This window comes from Candidatus Pandoraea novymonadis (assembly GCF_003004665.1).
Taxonomy (GTDB): Bacteria; Pseudomonadota; Gammaproteobacteria; order Burkholderiales; family Burkholderiaceae; genus Pandoraea; species Pandoraea novymonadis.
The window spans coordinates 624232-640009 of the sequence record NZ_MUHY01000001.1 but is presented as its reverse complement, the minus strand read 5'-3'; the positions used below and the strand labels follow the sequence as shown (position 1 = coordinate 640009).

At 44.9% G+C, this 15778-nt stretch carries 10 protein-coding genes and 1 tRNA gene; 6 read left to right on the top strand and 5 right to left on the bottom strand.

Annotation, left to right across the window (positions count from 1 at the left end; genetic code table 11):
• Positions 1-120: 120 nt before the first annotated feature.
• The 3 genes from BZL35_RS02675 to BZL35_RS02665 are packed head-to-tail and all read right to left on the bottom strand — an operon-like array spanning position 121 to position 3077.
• Positions 121-1563 (bottom strand): NAD(P)(+) transhydrogenase (Re/Si-specific) subunit beta, encoded by a 1443-nt coding sequence (locus BZL35_RS02675; RefSeq protein ID WP_106182647.1) that lies wholly within the window; start codon positions 1561-1563, stop codon positions 121-123.
• On the bottom strand, positions 1563-1931 hold the full coding sequence (locus BZL35_RS02670) for an NAD(P) transhydrogenase subunit alpha part 2 (RefSeq protein WP_106182646.1): 369 nt from the start codon (positions 1929-1931) through the stop codon (positions 1563-1565). Before BZL35_RS02670 ends, BZL35_RS02675 begins: the two co-directional genes overlap by 1 nt.
• A gap of 15 nt (positions 1932-1946) precedes the next feature.
• Entirely contained in the window at positions 1947-3077 is a 1131-nt protein-coding gene (locus tag BZL35_RS02665; RefSeq protein ID WP_106182645.1) for a Re/Si-specific NAD(P)(+) transhydrogenase subunit alpha, read from the bottom strand.
• 575 nt (positions 3078-3652) lie between these two features.
• On the opposite strand from BZL35_RS02665, the gene mnmA reads away from it, so the two are divergent.
• Positions 3653-4750: a tRNA 2-thiouridine(34) synthase MnmA gene (gene mnmA / locus BZL35_RS02660; RefSeq protein ID WP_106182644.1), complete on the top strand. Its 1098-nt coding sequence runs from the start codon at positions 3653-3655 to the stop codon at positions 4748-4750.
• Positions 4751-5611: 861 nt separating this feature from the next.
• Here the strand turns inward: mnmA and BZL35_RS02650 are convergent.
• Positions 5612-5688: transfer RNA gene (locus BZL35_RS02650), tRNA-Pro, on the bottom strand.
• A 292-nt stretch (positions 5689-5980) separates the two neighbouring features.
• Between BZL35_RS02650 and gshA the strand changes: the two genes are divergently transcribed.
• The 5 genes from gshA to zapE all read left to right on the top strand — a co-directional run bounded on the left by gshA (position 5981) and on the right by zapE (position 15186).
• Positions 5981-7606 carry a glutamate--cysteine ligase gene (gshA, locus tag BZL35_RS02645; protein ID WP_106182642.1) on the top strand — a complete coding sequence of 542 codons (1626 nt, stop codon included), beginning with the start codon at positions 5981-5983 and terminating at the stop codon, positions 7604-7606.
• 695 nt (positions 7607-8301) lie between these two features.
• The gene (locus BZL35_RS02640) at positions 8302-11163 is read left to right on the top strand and encodes a 2-oxoglutarate dehydrogenase E1 component (RefSeq protein ID WP_106182641.1); all 2862 of its coding nucleotides are present in this window, start codon (positions 8302-8304) and stop codon (positions 11161-11163) included.
• 87 nt (positions 11164-11250) lie between these two features.
• A complete protein-coding gene (odhB, locus tag BZL35_RS02635; RefSeq protein ID WP_106182640.1) occupies positions 11251-12498 on the top strand; it encodes a 2-oxoglutarate dehydrogenase complex dihydrolipoyllysine-residue succinyltransferase in 1248 nt (415 codons plus the stop codon).
• A gap of 88 nt (positions 12499-12586) precedes the next feature.
• Positions 12587-14017 (top strand): dihydrolipoyl dehydrogenase, encoded by a 1431-nt coding sequence (gene lpdA, locus BZL35_RS02630; protein ID WP_106182639.1) that lies wholly within the window; start codon positions 12587-12589, stop codon positions 14015-14017.
• A 68-nt stretch (positions 14018-14085) separates the two neighbouring features.
• Complete coding sequence (zapE, locus tag BZL35_RS02625; RefSeq protein WP_106182638.1) at positions 14086-15186, top strand: cell division protein ZapE; 1101 nt, start codon at positions 14086-14088, stop codon at positions 15184-15186.
• A 22-nt stretch (positions 15187-15208) separates the two neighbouring features.
• On the opposite strand, the gene BZL35_RS02620 is transcribed toward zapE, so the two are convergent.
• Positions 15209-15685, bottom strand: a complete 477-nt coding sequence (locus tag BZL35_RS02620) for a universal stress protein (protein WP_106182637.1) — start codon at positions 15683-15685, stop codon at positions 15209-15211.
• Positions 15686-15778: the final 93 nt, after the last annotated feature.

The following is a 15778-nucleotide window of genomic DNA, read 5'->3' as shown; positions in this document are numbered from 1 at the left end:
CTTTTTTATTTGGACACCATTGCTGGCGGAATTGTAAGACGAAACGAAACTATTGATTGATCCGTCTCATTTTTTGTATGGCTGAGGAAAAGAACTCACTACATTTTATATGACAGTAAGTCAATCTACCGCCTTCACCATATCTTCCACGATTTTTTTGGCATCGCCAAATACCATCATCGTTTTATCAAGATAGAACAATTCATTGTCTAGTCCTGCATAACCAGCCGCCATCGACCGTTTATTAACGATGACGTTTTTCCCCTTGTAAGCCTCGAGTATTGGCATACCCGCAATCGGGGATTGGGGATCATTTGCTATTGGATTCACGACATCGTTTGCTCCAAGGACGAGCACAACATCTGTTTGTGAGAATTCTGCGTTAATTTCCTCCATTTCGAAGACTTGATCGTAGGGTACTTCTGCTTCGGCTAAGAGCACATTCATATGGCCAGGCATACGACCTGCCACGGGATGAATCGCATAACGTACCTGGATTCCTTTTTCAACGAGCTTGTCTGTAAGCTTTTTAAGTGCATGCTGTGCCCGTGCGACTGCTAAACCATAGCCTGGGACGATTATCAGGGACTCAGCATTACTCATTAGGAATGCCGCGTCATCTGCTGAGCCAGATTTAACTGGACGTTGCTGCGGTGAATTGCCGTGAACGGCAATATTTCCGATCGTGGCGCCGAATCCGCCGATCAATACATTGAAGAACGAACGGTTCATGGCACGGCACATAATGTATGAAAGGATCGCCCCAGATGAGCCTACGAGTGAGCCCGAGATAATCAGCATTGGATTGTTAAGTGAGAATCCTATGCCTGCAGCCGCCCAGCCAGAATAGGAGTTCAGCATGGATATTACTACGGGCATATCCGCTCCGCCAATCGGGATGATAATTAACACCCCCAGTACGAATGCAATACCCACCATAACGCAGAATGCAAGCCAGCTCTGTGACAGACAGAAGCTTATTCCAAAGCTGATCATCCCGATGGCGAGTATAAGGTTAACCATATGTTGTCCTCTGAACAATACAGGTGCACCTTGAAACAAGCGAAACTTGTAGCGTCCAGAGAGTTTACCAAAGGCGATGATTGAGCCAGAGAATGTAATTGCACCGACAAAAGTTCCGATGAATAACTCGATTTTATTGCTCATTGGAATTGAAGTTTCCACAGACGAAGCAATACCTAATGCAGAAGGTTCAGCCACGGCAGCTATAGCAATGCAGACTGCGGCCAAGCCAATTAGCGAGTGCATAGCAGCGACTAGCTCCGGCATCTTGGTCATCTCGACTTTACGAGCTAAATATGATCCCATGCCGCCCCCGATAACTAATCCTGAAAGGATGAGGATTAAACCGGAGGTATCACTATTGGATAGCTTGTGTAACTCGAGGATGAGCATAATTGTTGTGAGCGCAGCAATCGACATGCCTATCATGCCAAATACATTACCGCATCGTGCTGTCTTCGGAGTAGATAACCCCTTGAGTGCTTGGATGAAACAGATTGATGCCAATAGATATAATAGAGTTGCGAGATTCATGCTCATTAATGGTCTCCCTTATTATTTTCTGCTTTGCTTGAGGCGTGTTGTGAGCTATTTCCGAGCACAGGAGGACTGCTTCTCTCTGTTTTCTTTTTGAACATAGCGAGCATACGCTGTGTAACGAGAAAGCCTCCGAATACATTGACGGCGGCAAGTGTGACGGCTACGACCCCCATAGTTTTTCCGAGATTTCCTTGGGTGAGACCCGCTGCTAGCATTGCGCCGATGATGATGATCGCTGAGATCGCATTGGTGACTGCCATGAGGGGTGTATGCAGTGCGGGTGTGACATTCCATACTACGTGATAGCCAATGTATATCGATAGCACGAAGATGATTAGATTGGTCATCGTGTGATTAATCATGTCCATAAGGTTTCCTAGTATTTATGCGTTGCGTAGTACTTGACCGTTAAGGCATATGAGACATGCAGCAACGATATCGTCGTTTACATCGATGTTAAGCTGACCTTCTTTGTCAGTGATGAGTTTTAGGAACTCCAGCACGTTGCGTGCATAAAGTGAGGAGGCATCAGCGGCAACCATGCTTGGTAGATTGGTGTATCCGGCGATATGCACACCATGTATATTCACTATTTCGTCGGGGACTGAGAGAGTACAGTTGCCTCCACCGTTAGCGCCGCGTCCTGCTGCTATATCAATTATGACCGAACCCGGTTTCATTTCTTTGACGGTATCTGCTGCGATTAATGTTGGTGCAAGACTTCCAGGAATTAGCGCAGTGGTGATAACAACATCGGCTTGAACGATGCGTGAGTGGACGAGTTTTGATTGACGTGCAAGCCATGCTGCAGGCATTGGCCGGGCGTACCCACCGATTCCCTGCGAAATATCACGTTCTTCCTCACTTTCGAAAGGCACATCGATAAATTTTGCGCCGAGTGATTCTATTTGTTCCCTTACATTAGGGCGTACATCTGACGCTTCAACTATTGCTCCTAAACGCTTAGCTGTGGCAATAGCCTGCAACCCTGCTACCCCTGCACCTAAAATGACCACGCGGGCTGCTTGCACAGTTCCGGCAGCGGTCATTAACATCGGCATGAAACGTTGATGGAGATTGGCCGCAAGTATGACTGCCTTATAACCCGCAATGTTGGCTTGCGATGAGAGTACGTCTATGCTCTGTGCACGGGTGATACGCGGTGCCGCTTCTAGCGAAAAGGCCTGAATACCAGCAGCTGCCATGCGATTATTGTTTTCGGTGTCGAATGGATTGAGCATCCCGATTAGCACACTGCCTGGCGCGATGTGCTTGAGCTCTTCCGCCGATGGTGCACGGACTTTAAGTATGATGTCGGCACCAAAGGCTTCATCTTTTGAGCCGAGGGTCGCCCCGGCCGATTCGAATGCTGTATCTGGCACATTAGCGTTCAAACCTGCATTGCGAGTAACGATGAGCTGGTGTTTGGCGGCAACCAATTTCTTAATGGTCTCTGGTGTTGCCGCGACACGAGTTTCACCGAATATTGTTTCGGCTGGAATGCCTATTTTCATTACATTTCTCCTTGGTAATGGCAAACTTATCCAACAACGGTAAGATTAAGATCTTGTCCGTTGTTGGATAAGTTTCACATATACCTGTTGGCGTTGAAATAGAAATATTTCTAGGAACCCTTGTATGAAGAAGATAAACGATATGGTGTTCTGCAAACTGCATGCTTGCAGAGCTTACCTTAAGATTGGACGAAAGCCTATGCAAAAAATGTATGTTGAATAAAGCCTACGAGGTTATAACACCTATAATGCGACCACCTATGTTATATCATGGTCACCCTGCACAAATTACCGTCTCACAGTAGAATTGGATAGAGTCTCTTGAAGAGAAGCTAGAATATTGTAATTATGCAGAATCCAACACTGGATGCACCGCTATAAAATCGCTTGAGCAAGACAGAAAATTTATTGAGGACACGATGTTAAAAGATATTCTCAATTCGGATATTTCGCGGAGCCTCATCTCGGCTGGATGATTACTGCACTGGGTTGGTAATTATCTTATTCGGCACCATTTTGATTTGGTACTTCTTTATATAATTACCTAGCATTGGATGGGTAAGCAGGACAAATACATGGGTCAAAAGTGTGTAGTGGTTGGAATGTCAGGGGGAGTTGATTCTTCGGTGGCGGCGTGGTTGCTTAAACAACAAGGTTATGATGTTGTTGGACTCTTCATGAAGAACTGGGAAGATGATGACGATGGCGAATACTGTTCGACTCGGCAAGATTGGATAGACGTAGTTTCAGTTGCTGATTTGATCGGAATCCCTGTGGAGGCAGTGAATTTTGCTACAGAGTATAAAGATCGTGTATTCGGAGAGTTCCTGAGAGAGTACTCTATGGGACGCACACCGAATCCTGATGTGCTTTGTAACGCCGAAATAAAATTCAAAGCTTTTCTTAATCATGCTATTTCACTAGGTTGTGAAATGATTGCGACAGGACATTATGCGCGTATTCGAGAACGGGCGGATCATTTTGAATTACTTAAAGCGTGTGATCACACGAAGGATCAGAGCTACTTTTTGCACCGTTTGAATCAGCGTCAGTTGTCGCATACTTTTTTCCCATTGGGAAAAATACAAAAGACGAAGGTTCGTGAGATTGCTGCGAGTATTGGGTTGCCAAATGCCAAGAAAAAAGATTCCACTGGTATTTGCTTTATTGGTGAGCGTTCATTCCGTGATTTTCTTGGCCGCTATTTACCGATCAAACCTGGTCCGGTGAAAAATCCAGAGGGCATAATCGTTGGAGAACACATGGGCTTGGCTTTCTACACATTGGGTCAGCGAAAAGGCATTGGTTTAGGAGGTAGGCGTGATGGTAACGGTAAGCCTTGGTTCGTAGCCAAAAAGGACATAGTGACAAACACATTATATGTGGTGCAGGGTCAAGAGCATCCATGGTTACTGTCAGATGTAGTTAGTGTGGAAGACCTTTCGTGGATATCTGGCGAAGCTCCTGCGGTTGGTGCTGTGTGCGGTGCTAAAACACGTTATCGTCAATCAGACGAAGTTTGTTGGATGAATCTTGTTGATAGTAATCAGGTGATGTTGTCGTTCGCCTCGCCCCAATGGGCGGTGACGCCGGGACAATCAGCGGTGCTGTACGACGGCGAAGTGTGCCTAGGGGGAGGCTTTATTGGAAGTGCCTCGCTTCATGGGATTTGATGTTGTTGAGCTTAATCGTAGATATCGATCAGACAAGAAGACAATCAGATTTATCGTTTACTGCGAAATTGACAGATCATACGGTCTTCCGGCCGTAAACGTTATTTATTCTTAAAACGGAATTAAAAATATCTATAAATAGTTGAGTGAAAAACAAGCAAAGCTATTGACAGTCAATATTGACAGTAGTTTTCGTGGCACCTGGTCTAGTTATTCTCAGACTTATCAACAGCGATTGTGGATATCCTTTTTGAGGAAAGAAAAAGTACACTGGTGTGTTTTTAATTTAGAAGACTTGCTTGTTATACGAGCCACAATAGACATTCGCTGAAAGATAAATCGTTATCCCGTTTTCTTTAAAAAAGATGTGAAAGGCAAGTAGGATGAAACTCGGTCGGTTATACATCACCATCTCCCAATGGTGATGTTCCTTGATATCTTGACAGACATTATTGATTTTTTATGCGTGGATTGCATACAAAATTTTCCCCTTCACTTCTATCAATTTAAAAAGCAAGAGCAGAACTCTGAGAAAAGCTTAGGCTTACTAAACTTGAGAGGGCTATCTGACGGTAAAATGGTATTACATTACGCTCTGTTTAATTAGTGTCATAGAATGAGATGACCATAAACAGCTAGCTTTTCGGATTTTTCACCCAGTTCATAATGATATTATGAACATTATTTTGATAAAGCCATGAAGGCTTAGAGAAGCACATACGGGAGTTGTATAACAGAGCTGTTCAAGAGAAATTTTCTGTCGATTTGCTTTTCTAACTTGATGCAAAATGAAAGTAGATTTGGACGATGCCCTTTTCATAAAGAAAAGGGCATATAACCTTAATATATTGTGGTTTGATCTGGTCGGGGCGAGAGGATTTGAACCTCCGACCACCTGCACCCCATACAGGTACGCTACCAGGCTGCGCTACGCCCCGTGAGTGTAATCTTAAAATTATCTCAGATTTTGATTATATCTGAGCTCTGAGGAGAAAGGAAACGGGGGGAGTGATTTTTTCGTTTTGTGATTTAATTAGATGCTGTTTTTGATCATCTGGCAGTATCTAAAAGTGTCTGTTATTGGACTAAATCCTTCAGTTTCGGTTATGCTCACATTTAACAGTAGATCATTGTACTCATGCTTAGATACAGATGCGGTAGAGCCTCCTCGTACGCGTCATTTAGGCATGAGTGGTTTGTCGAGATCCTGCTTCAAACGAGGGAGGAACGTTGGAAAAAAAGAATTACCTAAATTTAGATTCGGCTCTTTACCAGCGCCGTCTTTCGCTTTTTTCTCAGTTTGATCATCGATCGCTGTTGTGCGAGGGACTGTCTGGTGTCGAGCGTGAAACGTTAAGGATCGATAAGCTCGGTGCGCTTGCATTGACTCCTCATCCACAGGCGTTGGGTAGCGCCCTCACAAACGATGAAATTACTACTGATTATTCAGAGGCGCTTCTTGAATTTATCACTCCTCCTCAGAACGATCCGGAAAAAGTAATTGCACGGCTGGAGGAGATCCATCGTTTCACATATCAGGTGCTAGATGATGAAATGCTTTGGGTCGCCTCGATGCCCCCGACGTTGCCTAGCGAGAGTATTATTCCAATTGCGTGGTATGGGACGTCGAATATTGGGAAGCTAAAACATGTTTACCGCCGTGGCTTGGCATTTCGCTACGGTAAGAGGATGCAATGTATAGCAGGTATTCACTATAATTTTTCTTTGGCTGATTCTCTATGGGCAATTTTTCATAATATTGAAAATTCAGATCTTTCCCTGCGTGATTATCAATCGCTATGCTATATCGGGATGATTCGTAATTTTCATCGCTATAGCTGGTTGCTGATGTACCTCTTTGGTGCATCGCCTGCTTTGCAGGCTAACTTTTTAGACGGTCTCAAGCATGATCTCGAACGTTACGATGACGAGACACTTTACCTGCCATATGCGACCAGCTTACGCATGAGTGATTTGGGTTATCAAAGTAATGCGCAGTCTGGAGTGTCTTCATGTTATGACTCGTTGACTGGCTATATCGCAGCGCTAGTACAAGCCGTTAGTCAACCTCATCCGCCATATGAGACAATAGGTACGCAGCGTGACGGTGAGTGGCTCCAACTATCAACGAATCTGCTTCAAATTGAAAATGAATTTTATGCGACGATTCGTCCAAAGCGTGTGACTTATAGTGGAGAGAAGCCTGTTCAAGCACTTGCTCGACGTGGGGTGCAGTATGTAGAGGTGCGTTGTATAGATATCGATCCTTTCAACCCGGTTGGTATTGACGTGAGCACTGCGCGTTTTATTGATGCATTTTTGTTGTTTTGTGCCCTTGAGGAGAGCCCGAAATGTTCGGTCGAGGAAAACCTTGAGAATCGAAATAATTTCTCGCTTGTTGTGAAGGAAGGACGCAAACCTGGGCTGACCTTGCACTGCAATGGTGCCCCAATCACCCTAAAAAAATGGGCGAATGATTTGCTAAAGCGTATTGATTTGGCAGCAGAACAGTTTGATTCTCAGCGAGGTGGTACCCACTATGCTGAGGCTATGGCGATTAAACGTGCTTTACTCGACGATCCCTCTTTGACCCCATCTGCTAGGGTACTCCATGGGATGGCTGATTTTCGTAATGTGCCGGGAGGTGCTTTCCAAGCGTTTACACTATTGCAAAGTCAACGACATGCTGAGCGATTTCGGTTATATCCACTAGATGCCTTGCAAACGGAACGCTTTCAGTCGCTTGCGCAAAAATCCCTTGACGCTCAGGTTCAGCTCGAGAGTGCGCAAATAGATGACTTTGAGAAATTTTTAGCAGCGTATAATGCGGGGACATTAGGTGCTGTTCCTGCATAGAGTTTTGTCACATGTATGGCTGAATTCGTTGAATTGGCACATTATATTGGGCTGCGCACCCCACCTATTTGGAAATAGAAAAGGTCTTTTAAATGTCTTTAGCAGGAAACGAGTCTTCCTGCTTTAGCCAAATGTGTTCAGGGAATGGATTGCCGAAGAAAGCGAGAGGAGATTATCACTATCCTATATTAATTGTTGGTCCGTTGTTATTGACGCATGTAATGGGCTAGTGTAGCTTTCCATAAAAAAGTACTCTTGATTTTTAGGATCACGTTTTTCTTGACAGGATGTTTTAGCTTTCTTTATTTAAAGATGATTCTTCCTTTTCATATTATTCCTAGATGACAAACTTTATTGAATTCCACTGAAAATTAGAGCTCGCATGCGCGAAGGCCTAAAGTGAACTCAGTAGTGTTTACGCTTCACTATACGGTGAAAGAATTGGATTTTTACATTTGTGTTGACTATTTCAGTACTGTGATCCGGATGCGTAATAGAGTTGAAAATTCGATAGCTGGCAGATATTTCTCTATAGTGTTTAGTAATAGGAAAACGTGATATGCTGCGCAGCGTGATTTACCCGGTCCTTCCGAGCACTACTTGATTCACGCAATCCGCTTCTGGTCAGGCCTTGTCGCGGAAGGTTTCAGTAACCCCCTGTTTCTCGAGACACTCGATGAAAAGGTGAGTGAGAAATGAGTTTGATGGAAAAATTCCAAGCGAACTCGTACTTGTTCGGTGGCAATGCTCCGTATGTTGAAGAACTGTACGAATCGTATTTAGACAATCCTGCCTCGGTGCCAGATAACTGGCGCCAGTATTTTGACGCTCTACAGAGTATCCCTGCGGTGGATGGTTCGAACGCCAACGATGTGGCGCACGCCCCAATCGTGCAATCGTTTGCACAACGTGCGAAGGCCAACGCTTTCTTGCCTCGTACTGGCGCTTCTGAGATGGTGGTTGCACGAAAACAGGTACACGTACAGTCCCTGGTCGCGGCTTATCGATTCCTGGGTGCCCGTTGGGCTAATTTAGATCCACTCAAACGTCAAGAACGTGCGGCAATCCCTGAACTTGAGCCCGCCTTCTATGACTTCACGGAAGCGGATATGGACAGCACCTATAGTGCTGAAAATACGTATTTCGGCTTTGATCAAGCCAGCCTACGTGATATTTTCAAGGCCTTGCGCGATACATACTGCGGTTCGATTGGTGCCGAGTACATGTATATCAGCGACCCTGAGCAAAAGCGTTGGTGGCAAGAAAAGCTTGAGCGTACTCGTGCAACACCGACATTTTCGCCCGAGAAGAAGAAACATATTCTCGAAAGGTTAACTGCAGCTGAAGGTTTAGAACGTTATCTCCACACCAAATTTGTTGGACAGAAGCGTTTTTCATTGGAGGGTAGTGAATCGTTTATCGTGGCGATGGATGAACTGGTGCATCATGCTGGAAGCAAGGGTGTACAAGAAATTGTGATCGGAATGGCGCACCGTGGTCGTCTGAATGTTCTAGTTAATACATTAGGAAAAATGCCGGCGGATTTGTTTGCTGAATTTGAAAACAAGCACGTTGATGATTTGCCAGCAGGTGACGTTAAGTATCACAAAGGTTTTTCGAGTGATGTATCAACTAGGGGTGGTCCTGTCCACTTGTCGCTGGCTTTCAACCCTTCGCATTTGGAAATTGTTAACCCGGTTGTCGAAGGCTCGGCAAAGGCACGTATGGACCGTTGTGGAGAGTTAGATGCTCCCCAAGTGCTTCCTGTGCAGATTCATGGTGATGCTGCTTTTGCGGGGCAGGGCGTGGTGATGGAGACGCTGAATTTAGCGCAAACGCGCGGTTACGGGACACACGGTACTGTCCACATTGTTATTAACAATCAGATTGGTTTTACTACATCAGATCCGCGTGATTCTCGCTCGACAATCTATTGTTCTGACGTAGTTAAGATGATCGAAGCACCGGTCCTGCATGTTAACGGTGACGATCCTGAAGCCGTTGTGTTGGCGATGCAACTGGCTCTTGATTTTCGCCAGGAATTCAAAAAAGATGCCGTTGTTGATATTGTATGTTTTAGAAAGCTAGGTCATAACGAGCAAGACACTCCGGCAGTCACGCAACCGCTGATGTATAAGAAGATAGCACAGCATCCTGGCACGCGTGCATTATATGCCGAGAAATTGGTTACGCAAGGTGTGATTACGGCGGAAGAAGGCGATGGGTTCGTTAAAGCATATCGAAAGGCTATGGATGAGGGTCATCATACTACGGATCCAGTACTTTCGAACTATAAAAGCAAATATGCAGTTGACTGGGTGCCTTTTTTAAATCGTAAGTGGACTGACCATGCTGATACCGCTATACCTCTCGCTGAACTTAAGCGTTTGGCTGAGTGTATTACTACTATTCCAGAGAACTTTAAAGTTCATTCATTGGTTGAAAAAGTCCTCAATGATCGTCGTAATATGGGCCGTGGTGATCAACCGCTCGACTGGGGAATGGGCGAACATTTGGCCTATGCGTCTTTGGTCTCGTCGGGCTATGCAGTGCGTTTGACTGGACAGGATTCAGGTCGTGGCACTTTTACACATCGTCATGCAGTATTGCACGATCAGAATCGTGAACGTTGGAACGACGGTACTTATGTTCCATTGCAAAATATCGCAGAAGGTCAGGCTAAGTTTACAGTCATTGATTCAGTTCTATCTGAGGAAGCTGTACTTGGCTTCGAGTATGGGTACTCAACGGCTGAGCCGAACACTATGGTATTGTGGGAAGGACAGTTTGGTGACTTTTCTAACGGTGCACAGGTTGTGATTGACCAATTCATCTCGAGTGGAGAAGTGAAGTGGGGGCGCGTTTCTGGTTTGACGATGCTGTTGCCTCATGGGTACGAAGGACAAGGTCCTGAGCATTCGTCGGCTCGTATTGAACGCTATCTTCAGCTGTGTGCAGATACGAATATGCAAGTGACGCAACCAACCACACCGGCTCAGATTTTTCACCTACTCCGCAGACAAATGATTCGCCAGTTGCGTAAACCATTAATAGTGTTTACGCCCAAGTCCCTTTTGCGTCATAAGGAGGCGGTGAGCGATTTATCGGAACTAGCGAATGGCAACTTTTTGACATTGATTGGTGAAGTGGATGACACGATTGAGTCGAAGAAGATTAAGCGTGTGATCGTATGTTCTGGTCGTTTGTACTATGATTTAATTGCCCATCGCCGCGAAATTAACTCCAATGACGTTGCAGTTATTCGCGTGGAACAACTGTACCCGTTTCCGCATAAGGCGTTCGAGAATGAGTTGAAAAAATACGAAAATCTTACTGAAGTCGTTTGGGTTCAAGATGAGCCAAAAAATCAAGGTCCTTGGTTTTACATTGAACACCATCTGACAGATGGGATGAATGTGGGTCAAAAGCTTGTTTATGCCGGCCGGCCTGCCTCAGCCTCCCCTGCGGTGGGTTACTACGCGAAGCATTACGAACAGCTTAAGCAATTGCTTGAAACTGCTTTTGGTCGTTTAAGGGGCGCTGCCGTGGTGAAATAACCGGAAGGTATTTGCTGTACTCGCCTTGTGAATAAATCCCGTGGCGATATTTTCGAAATAAACATTTATCGAATCCAGGATTGAAAAATGGCCATCGTAGAAGTTAAAGTCCCGCAGTTTTCCGAGTCTGTATCTGAAGGTACATTGCTTGATTGGAAGAAGAAGGTAGGTGAATCGTTCACACAGGACGAAACAATCATTGAAGTTGAGACCGACAAGGTTGTATTGGAAGTGCCGGCACCATCTGCTGGTGTGTTAGTCGCAGTTTTTGCTAATGTAGGAGATACGGTTACCTCTGAGCAAATCATTGCGAAGATTGATACGGATTTTGATGTTTCTACTATTACTCCATTGGATGCTAATGTTGCACCATTAGCCACTGGATCTGCAGCTGTCACTCCTGCTAGTCCAGCAGCAACTAAGCTACTCACTGAAGGAGGGTTGAGTGCCGCGCAAATACAAATATCGGGTTCCGGTCGTGATGGTCGCGTGACGAAGGGCGATGTGATTTCTGTTTTCGCTAGTGCTTCTAAGTCTAATTCTACTGCTGTGATGAATGCCGCGGTTCCAACACAACGTCAGACACTGCAAACCATTATTACTACCCCAGCGGTTTGTGAAACGTCTTTGGAAGGAAGGTCCGAGCAGCGTGTACCCATGTCTCGTTTGCGTGCACGTATTGCAGAGCGTTTATTGCAATCGCAACAAATGAATGCGATATTGACTACATTCAACGAGGTCAATATGAAGCCGGTCATCGACCTGCGCAATAAATACAAGGAAAAATTTGAGAAAGAGCACGGTGTTAAGCTCGGTTTTATGTCCTTCTTCGTTAAAGCTGCTGTTCATGCACTGAAGAAGTATCCGGCTGTCAACGCGTCGATCGACGGTAACGACATCGTTTACCATGGTTACTTCGACATTGGTATTGCTGTTGGTTCGCCGCGGGGCTTGGTGGTGCCAATTTTACGTAATGCCGATCAGATGAGTCTTGCTGATATTGAGAAGAAAGTTGCTGAATACGGTAAGAAAGCGGCGGACGGAAAGTTATCGATTGAAGAGATGAGTGGTGGTACGTTCTCGATCTCGAATGGGGGTGTATTCGGTTCGATGTTATCAACTCCTATTATTAATCCACCGCAATCAGCAATTCTTGGCGTGCATGCGACTAAGGAACGTCCGGTTGTCGAGAATGGTGAAATTGTCATCCGTCCCATGAATTATCTCGCTATGAGCTATGATCATCGTATTATTGACGGACGAGAAGCGGTTTTGAGTCTTGTTACCATAAAAGACGCATTGGAAGATCCTGCTCGATTACTGCTCGACTTATAGAAAATATTGTGCTTATCCTGGATGTTTCCAGTTTGGATATTGATACACCACATATTTTTCTGCCATCAACCTTACTGAGTCTCAAAAAATGGTGAAAGAATTTGATGTAATTGTTATAGGCGCTGGTCCTGGTGGTTATATTGCTGCAATCCGTGCTGCACAGCTTGGTTTTTCGGTTGCTTGCGTTGAAGAATGGACTAATCCGCAAGGTAAGCGAGTGCTGGGTGGGACATGTTTGAACGTTGGCTGTATTCCGTCTAAGGCGTTGCTCGCCTCGTCTGAAGAGTTTGAAAAAATTCTTCATCACGCGATAGATCATGGGATAACAACCTCAAACGTAAAAATTGACGTTGCTAAAATGCTGGCACGAAAAGATGGCATCGTCAACAAAATGACGGGAGGTATCGAGTATCTGTTCAAGAAGAATAAAATTACTTGGCTTAAAGGTCATGGAAAGCTGATCGCTAAGAACGATGTTGGTTATCAGATTGATGTGAGTAGCGACGAAGTTACTGAGTCCGTCAGTTCGAAATATGTCATTATTGCGACGGGCTCAAAGAGCCGTCATCTGTCAGGTATCGTGGTAGATAACAAACTCATTTCAGATAACGAAGGTGGTTTGAGTTTTGAGAGTGTACCCAAGAATTTAGGTGTGATTGGCGCCGGTGTGATTGGTCTGGAATTAGGCTCAGTGTGGCGTCGGCTAGGTGCGGATGTTACGATTCTCGAGGCTATGCCAAAATTCCTGAGCGCTGCCGATGAAGGTATCGCGAAGGAGGCTGCTAAGCTATTTAAGAAACAAGGTCTGAAGATTGAGATGGGTGTCAAGATTGATGCCGTCACGACTGATAAGGATAGTGTCACTATCTCTTACACTACTATTGATGACAAGGAGCAGACTCTAGTAGTCGATCGGTTGATTGTGTCTGTGGGCCGAGTGCCAAATACTGAAAATTTGGGCTTAGGAAATATTGGTTTGGGTGTTGACGAGCGTGGTTTTATCGATGTTGATGCCTGTTGTCGGACTAAATTGCCGAACGTATACGCAATTGGCGACGTTGTGCGTGGTCCTATGCTCGCGCACAAAGCAGAGGATGAAGGTGTCTTGGTTGCCGAAGTAATTGCTGGACAGCAGCCACATATTGACTACAATTGCGTCCCCTGGGTTATTTATACCTCACCAGAAATTGCGTGGGTTGGTAAGACTGAACAACAATTGAAAGCGGAGGGTCGCGCTTATAATACTGGTCAATTCCCTTTTATGGCTAATGGCCGTGCTTTGGGAATGGGCTCCTCTGATGGTTTCGTGAAAGTGTTGGCAGATGCGAATACGGATGAAATTCTTGGTGCACACATTATTGGTCTGAATGCTTCAGATCTGATTGCCGAAGTGGTAGTTGCGATGGAATTTAAGGCGGCATCAGAAGACATTGCAAGGATTTGTCACCCACATCCGTCTCTTTCAGAAGTTGTACGTGAAGCTGCGCTTGGTGTTGAGAATCGTTCACTGAATATGTAAGTTTACTTTATTTTGATGCTTCGACCATTGTCTGGTGATTATTGTACTTTTGCTTTTTCCTTTGCAGTATGGACGTTCGCGAATATTATCAACAACAGCTATTGGCTCGTGGCTATCAACCCGATCAGGCTCAAGAACATGCCATCGATCGCTTACAGTATTGTTTCGATGAATGGTCTGCCTATAAAGGCAACCACTTCATGAATGAATTCATGAAGTGGTTATGCCGCTTGGATTTACCTAAGGGCGTGTATTTGTGGGGCGGAGTTGGGCGCGGGAAAAGTTTTTTGATGGATAGCTTCTACACCTTGGTACCTATCCAACGCAAAATACGGTTGCATTTCCACGAGTTTATGCGAGAAGTTCATGGCCAGTTACAGGCATTAAAAGGTAAGCCTGATCCATTAGATGAGTTAGCTAAACGTATCGCAAAGCGGTATCACTTGATTTGTTTCGACGAGTTCCACGTCTCTGATGTCGCTGACGCAATGATATTACATCAGCTTCTGGCTCAGTTATTCAGAAATAGAGTGCAGTTTATGATGACATCGAACTATCATCCTAATTTATTATATCCTGACGGATTACATCGTGATCGTGTTTTGCCAGCTATTGCATTGATTGAAGAAAAGCTTGATATCTTAAATGTGGATGTGGGCATTGACTACCGTCATCTCACACGATCGCAAGTGAAGATTTATCATTCGCCACTTGGTAACAATGCAAATTTTGCATTACGTAATGCATTTTCAGAACTGGCTGAGGTATCGGACGAAAATCCTGTACTAAATATTGATCAACGTGAATTGAAGGCGCTGCGCTGCGCAGGTGGTATGGGTTGGTTCGATTTCCATACCTTGTGTGGAGGGCCGTACTCGCAAAATGATTATTTGGAACTTGCAGATCGTTTTCACACAATCATCTTGTCAGATGTACCTAAGATGACGGCGCAAATGGCATCGGAGGCACGGCGATTTACGTGGCTCATCGACGTATTTTATGATCAAAAGATAAAACTATTAATATCTGCTGAAGTGCCCCCAGAACAGCTTTACATTGAAGGAGTGCTCGCTAATGAATTTACACGCACAGTTTCTCGTCTTATCGAGATGCAGTCGCGGGAATATTTAGAAATGCCTCGTCGTGTGGGAGATACGACTCTAATCTAAGAATAAGCGTGAAAATTAGGTATTATTCATTTTCTTTTTGCGCCTTAATTAGTAGCAGTGGTACCGTGGTGATGCGCAGCAGCGTCTCGGCTACGCTACCGAGTAGTAGACGAGTCACGCCACGATGTCCATGTGTGCCGAGAACGATTAGGTCAGCACGCCAATCCTGCGCAGCCCGTAAGATAGTATCAGCAATATCTTTAGTACTTATATCAAGTGAGAGTCTTTGAGTCTCGGCATCAATGCCGATTTGCTTCAATGTGATTTGCGCCGTATCTAAAATTAGGGTAGTTTCTTTTTCAAGGTCTTCCTGATTTTTGATGTCAGTAAAGTCAGCAAAACCAGTGTAGGCACTGGTTAAATAGGTGCTTGTTGGTAAGGACACCACAGAAACCAGACGAACGTTGGCGTGACATGAACTGGCAAGTTTGGCTGCCTCATGAATCGCAAGATTGGATGGTTCACTTCCATCGACGGAAACCAAAATGCGTTCATACATGGTTAACTCCTTTCTGGAGTGATAAAATTCACCATGCTCATTATCTCACGTAGGATAAAGAAAGTCATCCACTGGTGGGTGGTAGTATTTTTT

Bases quoted from the DNA above. Each gene is read 5' to 3' on its own strand.
- BZL35_RS02675 (WP_106182647.1), bottom strand. From the start codon at position 1,563: ATGAGCATGAATCTCGCAACTCTATTATATCTATTGGCATCAATCTGT.
- BZL35_RS02640 (WP_106182641.1), top strand. From the start codon at position 8,302: ATGAGTTTGATGGAAAAATTCCAAGCGAACTCGTACTTGTTCGGTGGC.
- BZL35_RS02620 (WP_106182637.1), bottom strand. From the start codon at position 15,685: ATGTATGAACGCATTTTGGTTTCCGTCGATGGAAGTGAACCATCCAAT.
- zapE (WP_106182638.1), top strand. From the start codon at position 14,086: ATGGACGTTCGCGAATATTATCAACAACAGCTATTGGCTCGTGGCTAT.
- lpdA (WP_106182639.1), top strand. From the start codon at position 12,587: ATGGTGAAAGAATTTGATGTAATTGTTATAGGCGCTGGTCCTGGTGGT.
- mnmA (WP_106182644.1), top strand. From the start codon at position 3,653: ATGGGTCAAAAGTGTGTAGTGGTTGGAATGTCAGGGGGAGTTGATTCT.
- BZL35_RS02670 (WP_106182646.1), bottom strand. From the start codon at position 1,931: ATGGACATGATTAATCACACGATGACCAATCTAATCATCTTCGTGCTA.
- odhB (WP_106182640.1), top strand. From the start codon at position 11,251: ATGGCCATCGTAGAAGTTAAAGTCCCGCAGTTTTCCGAGTCTGTATCT.
- BZL35_RS02665 (WP_106182645.1), bottom strand. From the start codon at position 3,077: ATGAAAATAGGCATTCCAGCCGAAACAATATTCGGTGAAACTCGTGTC.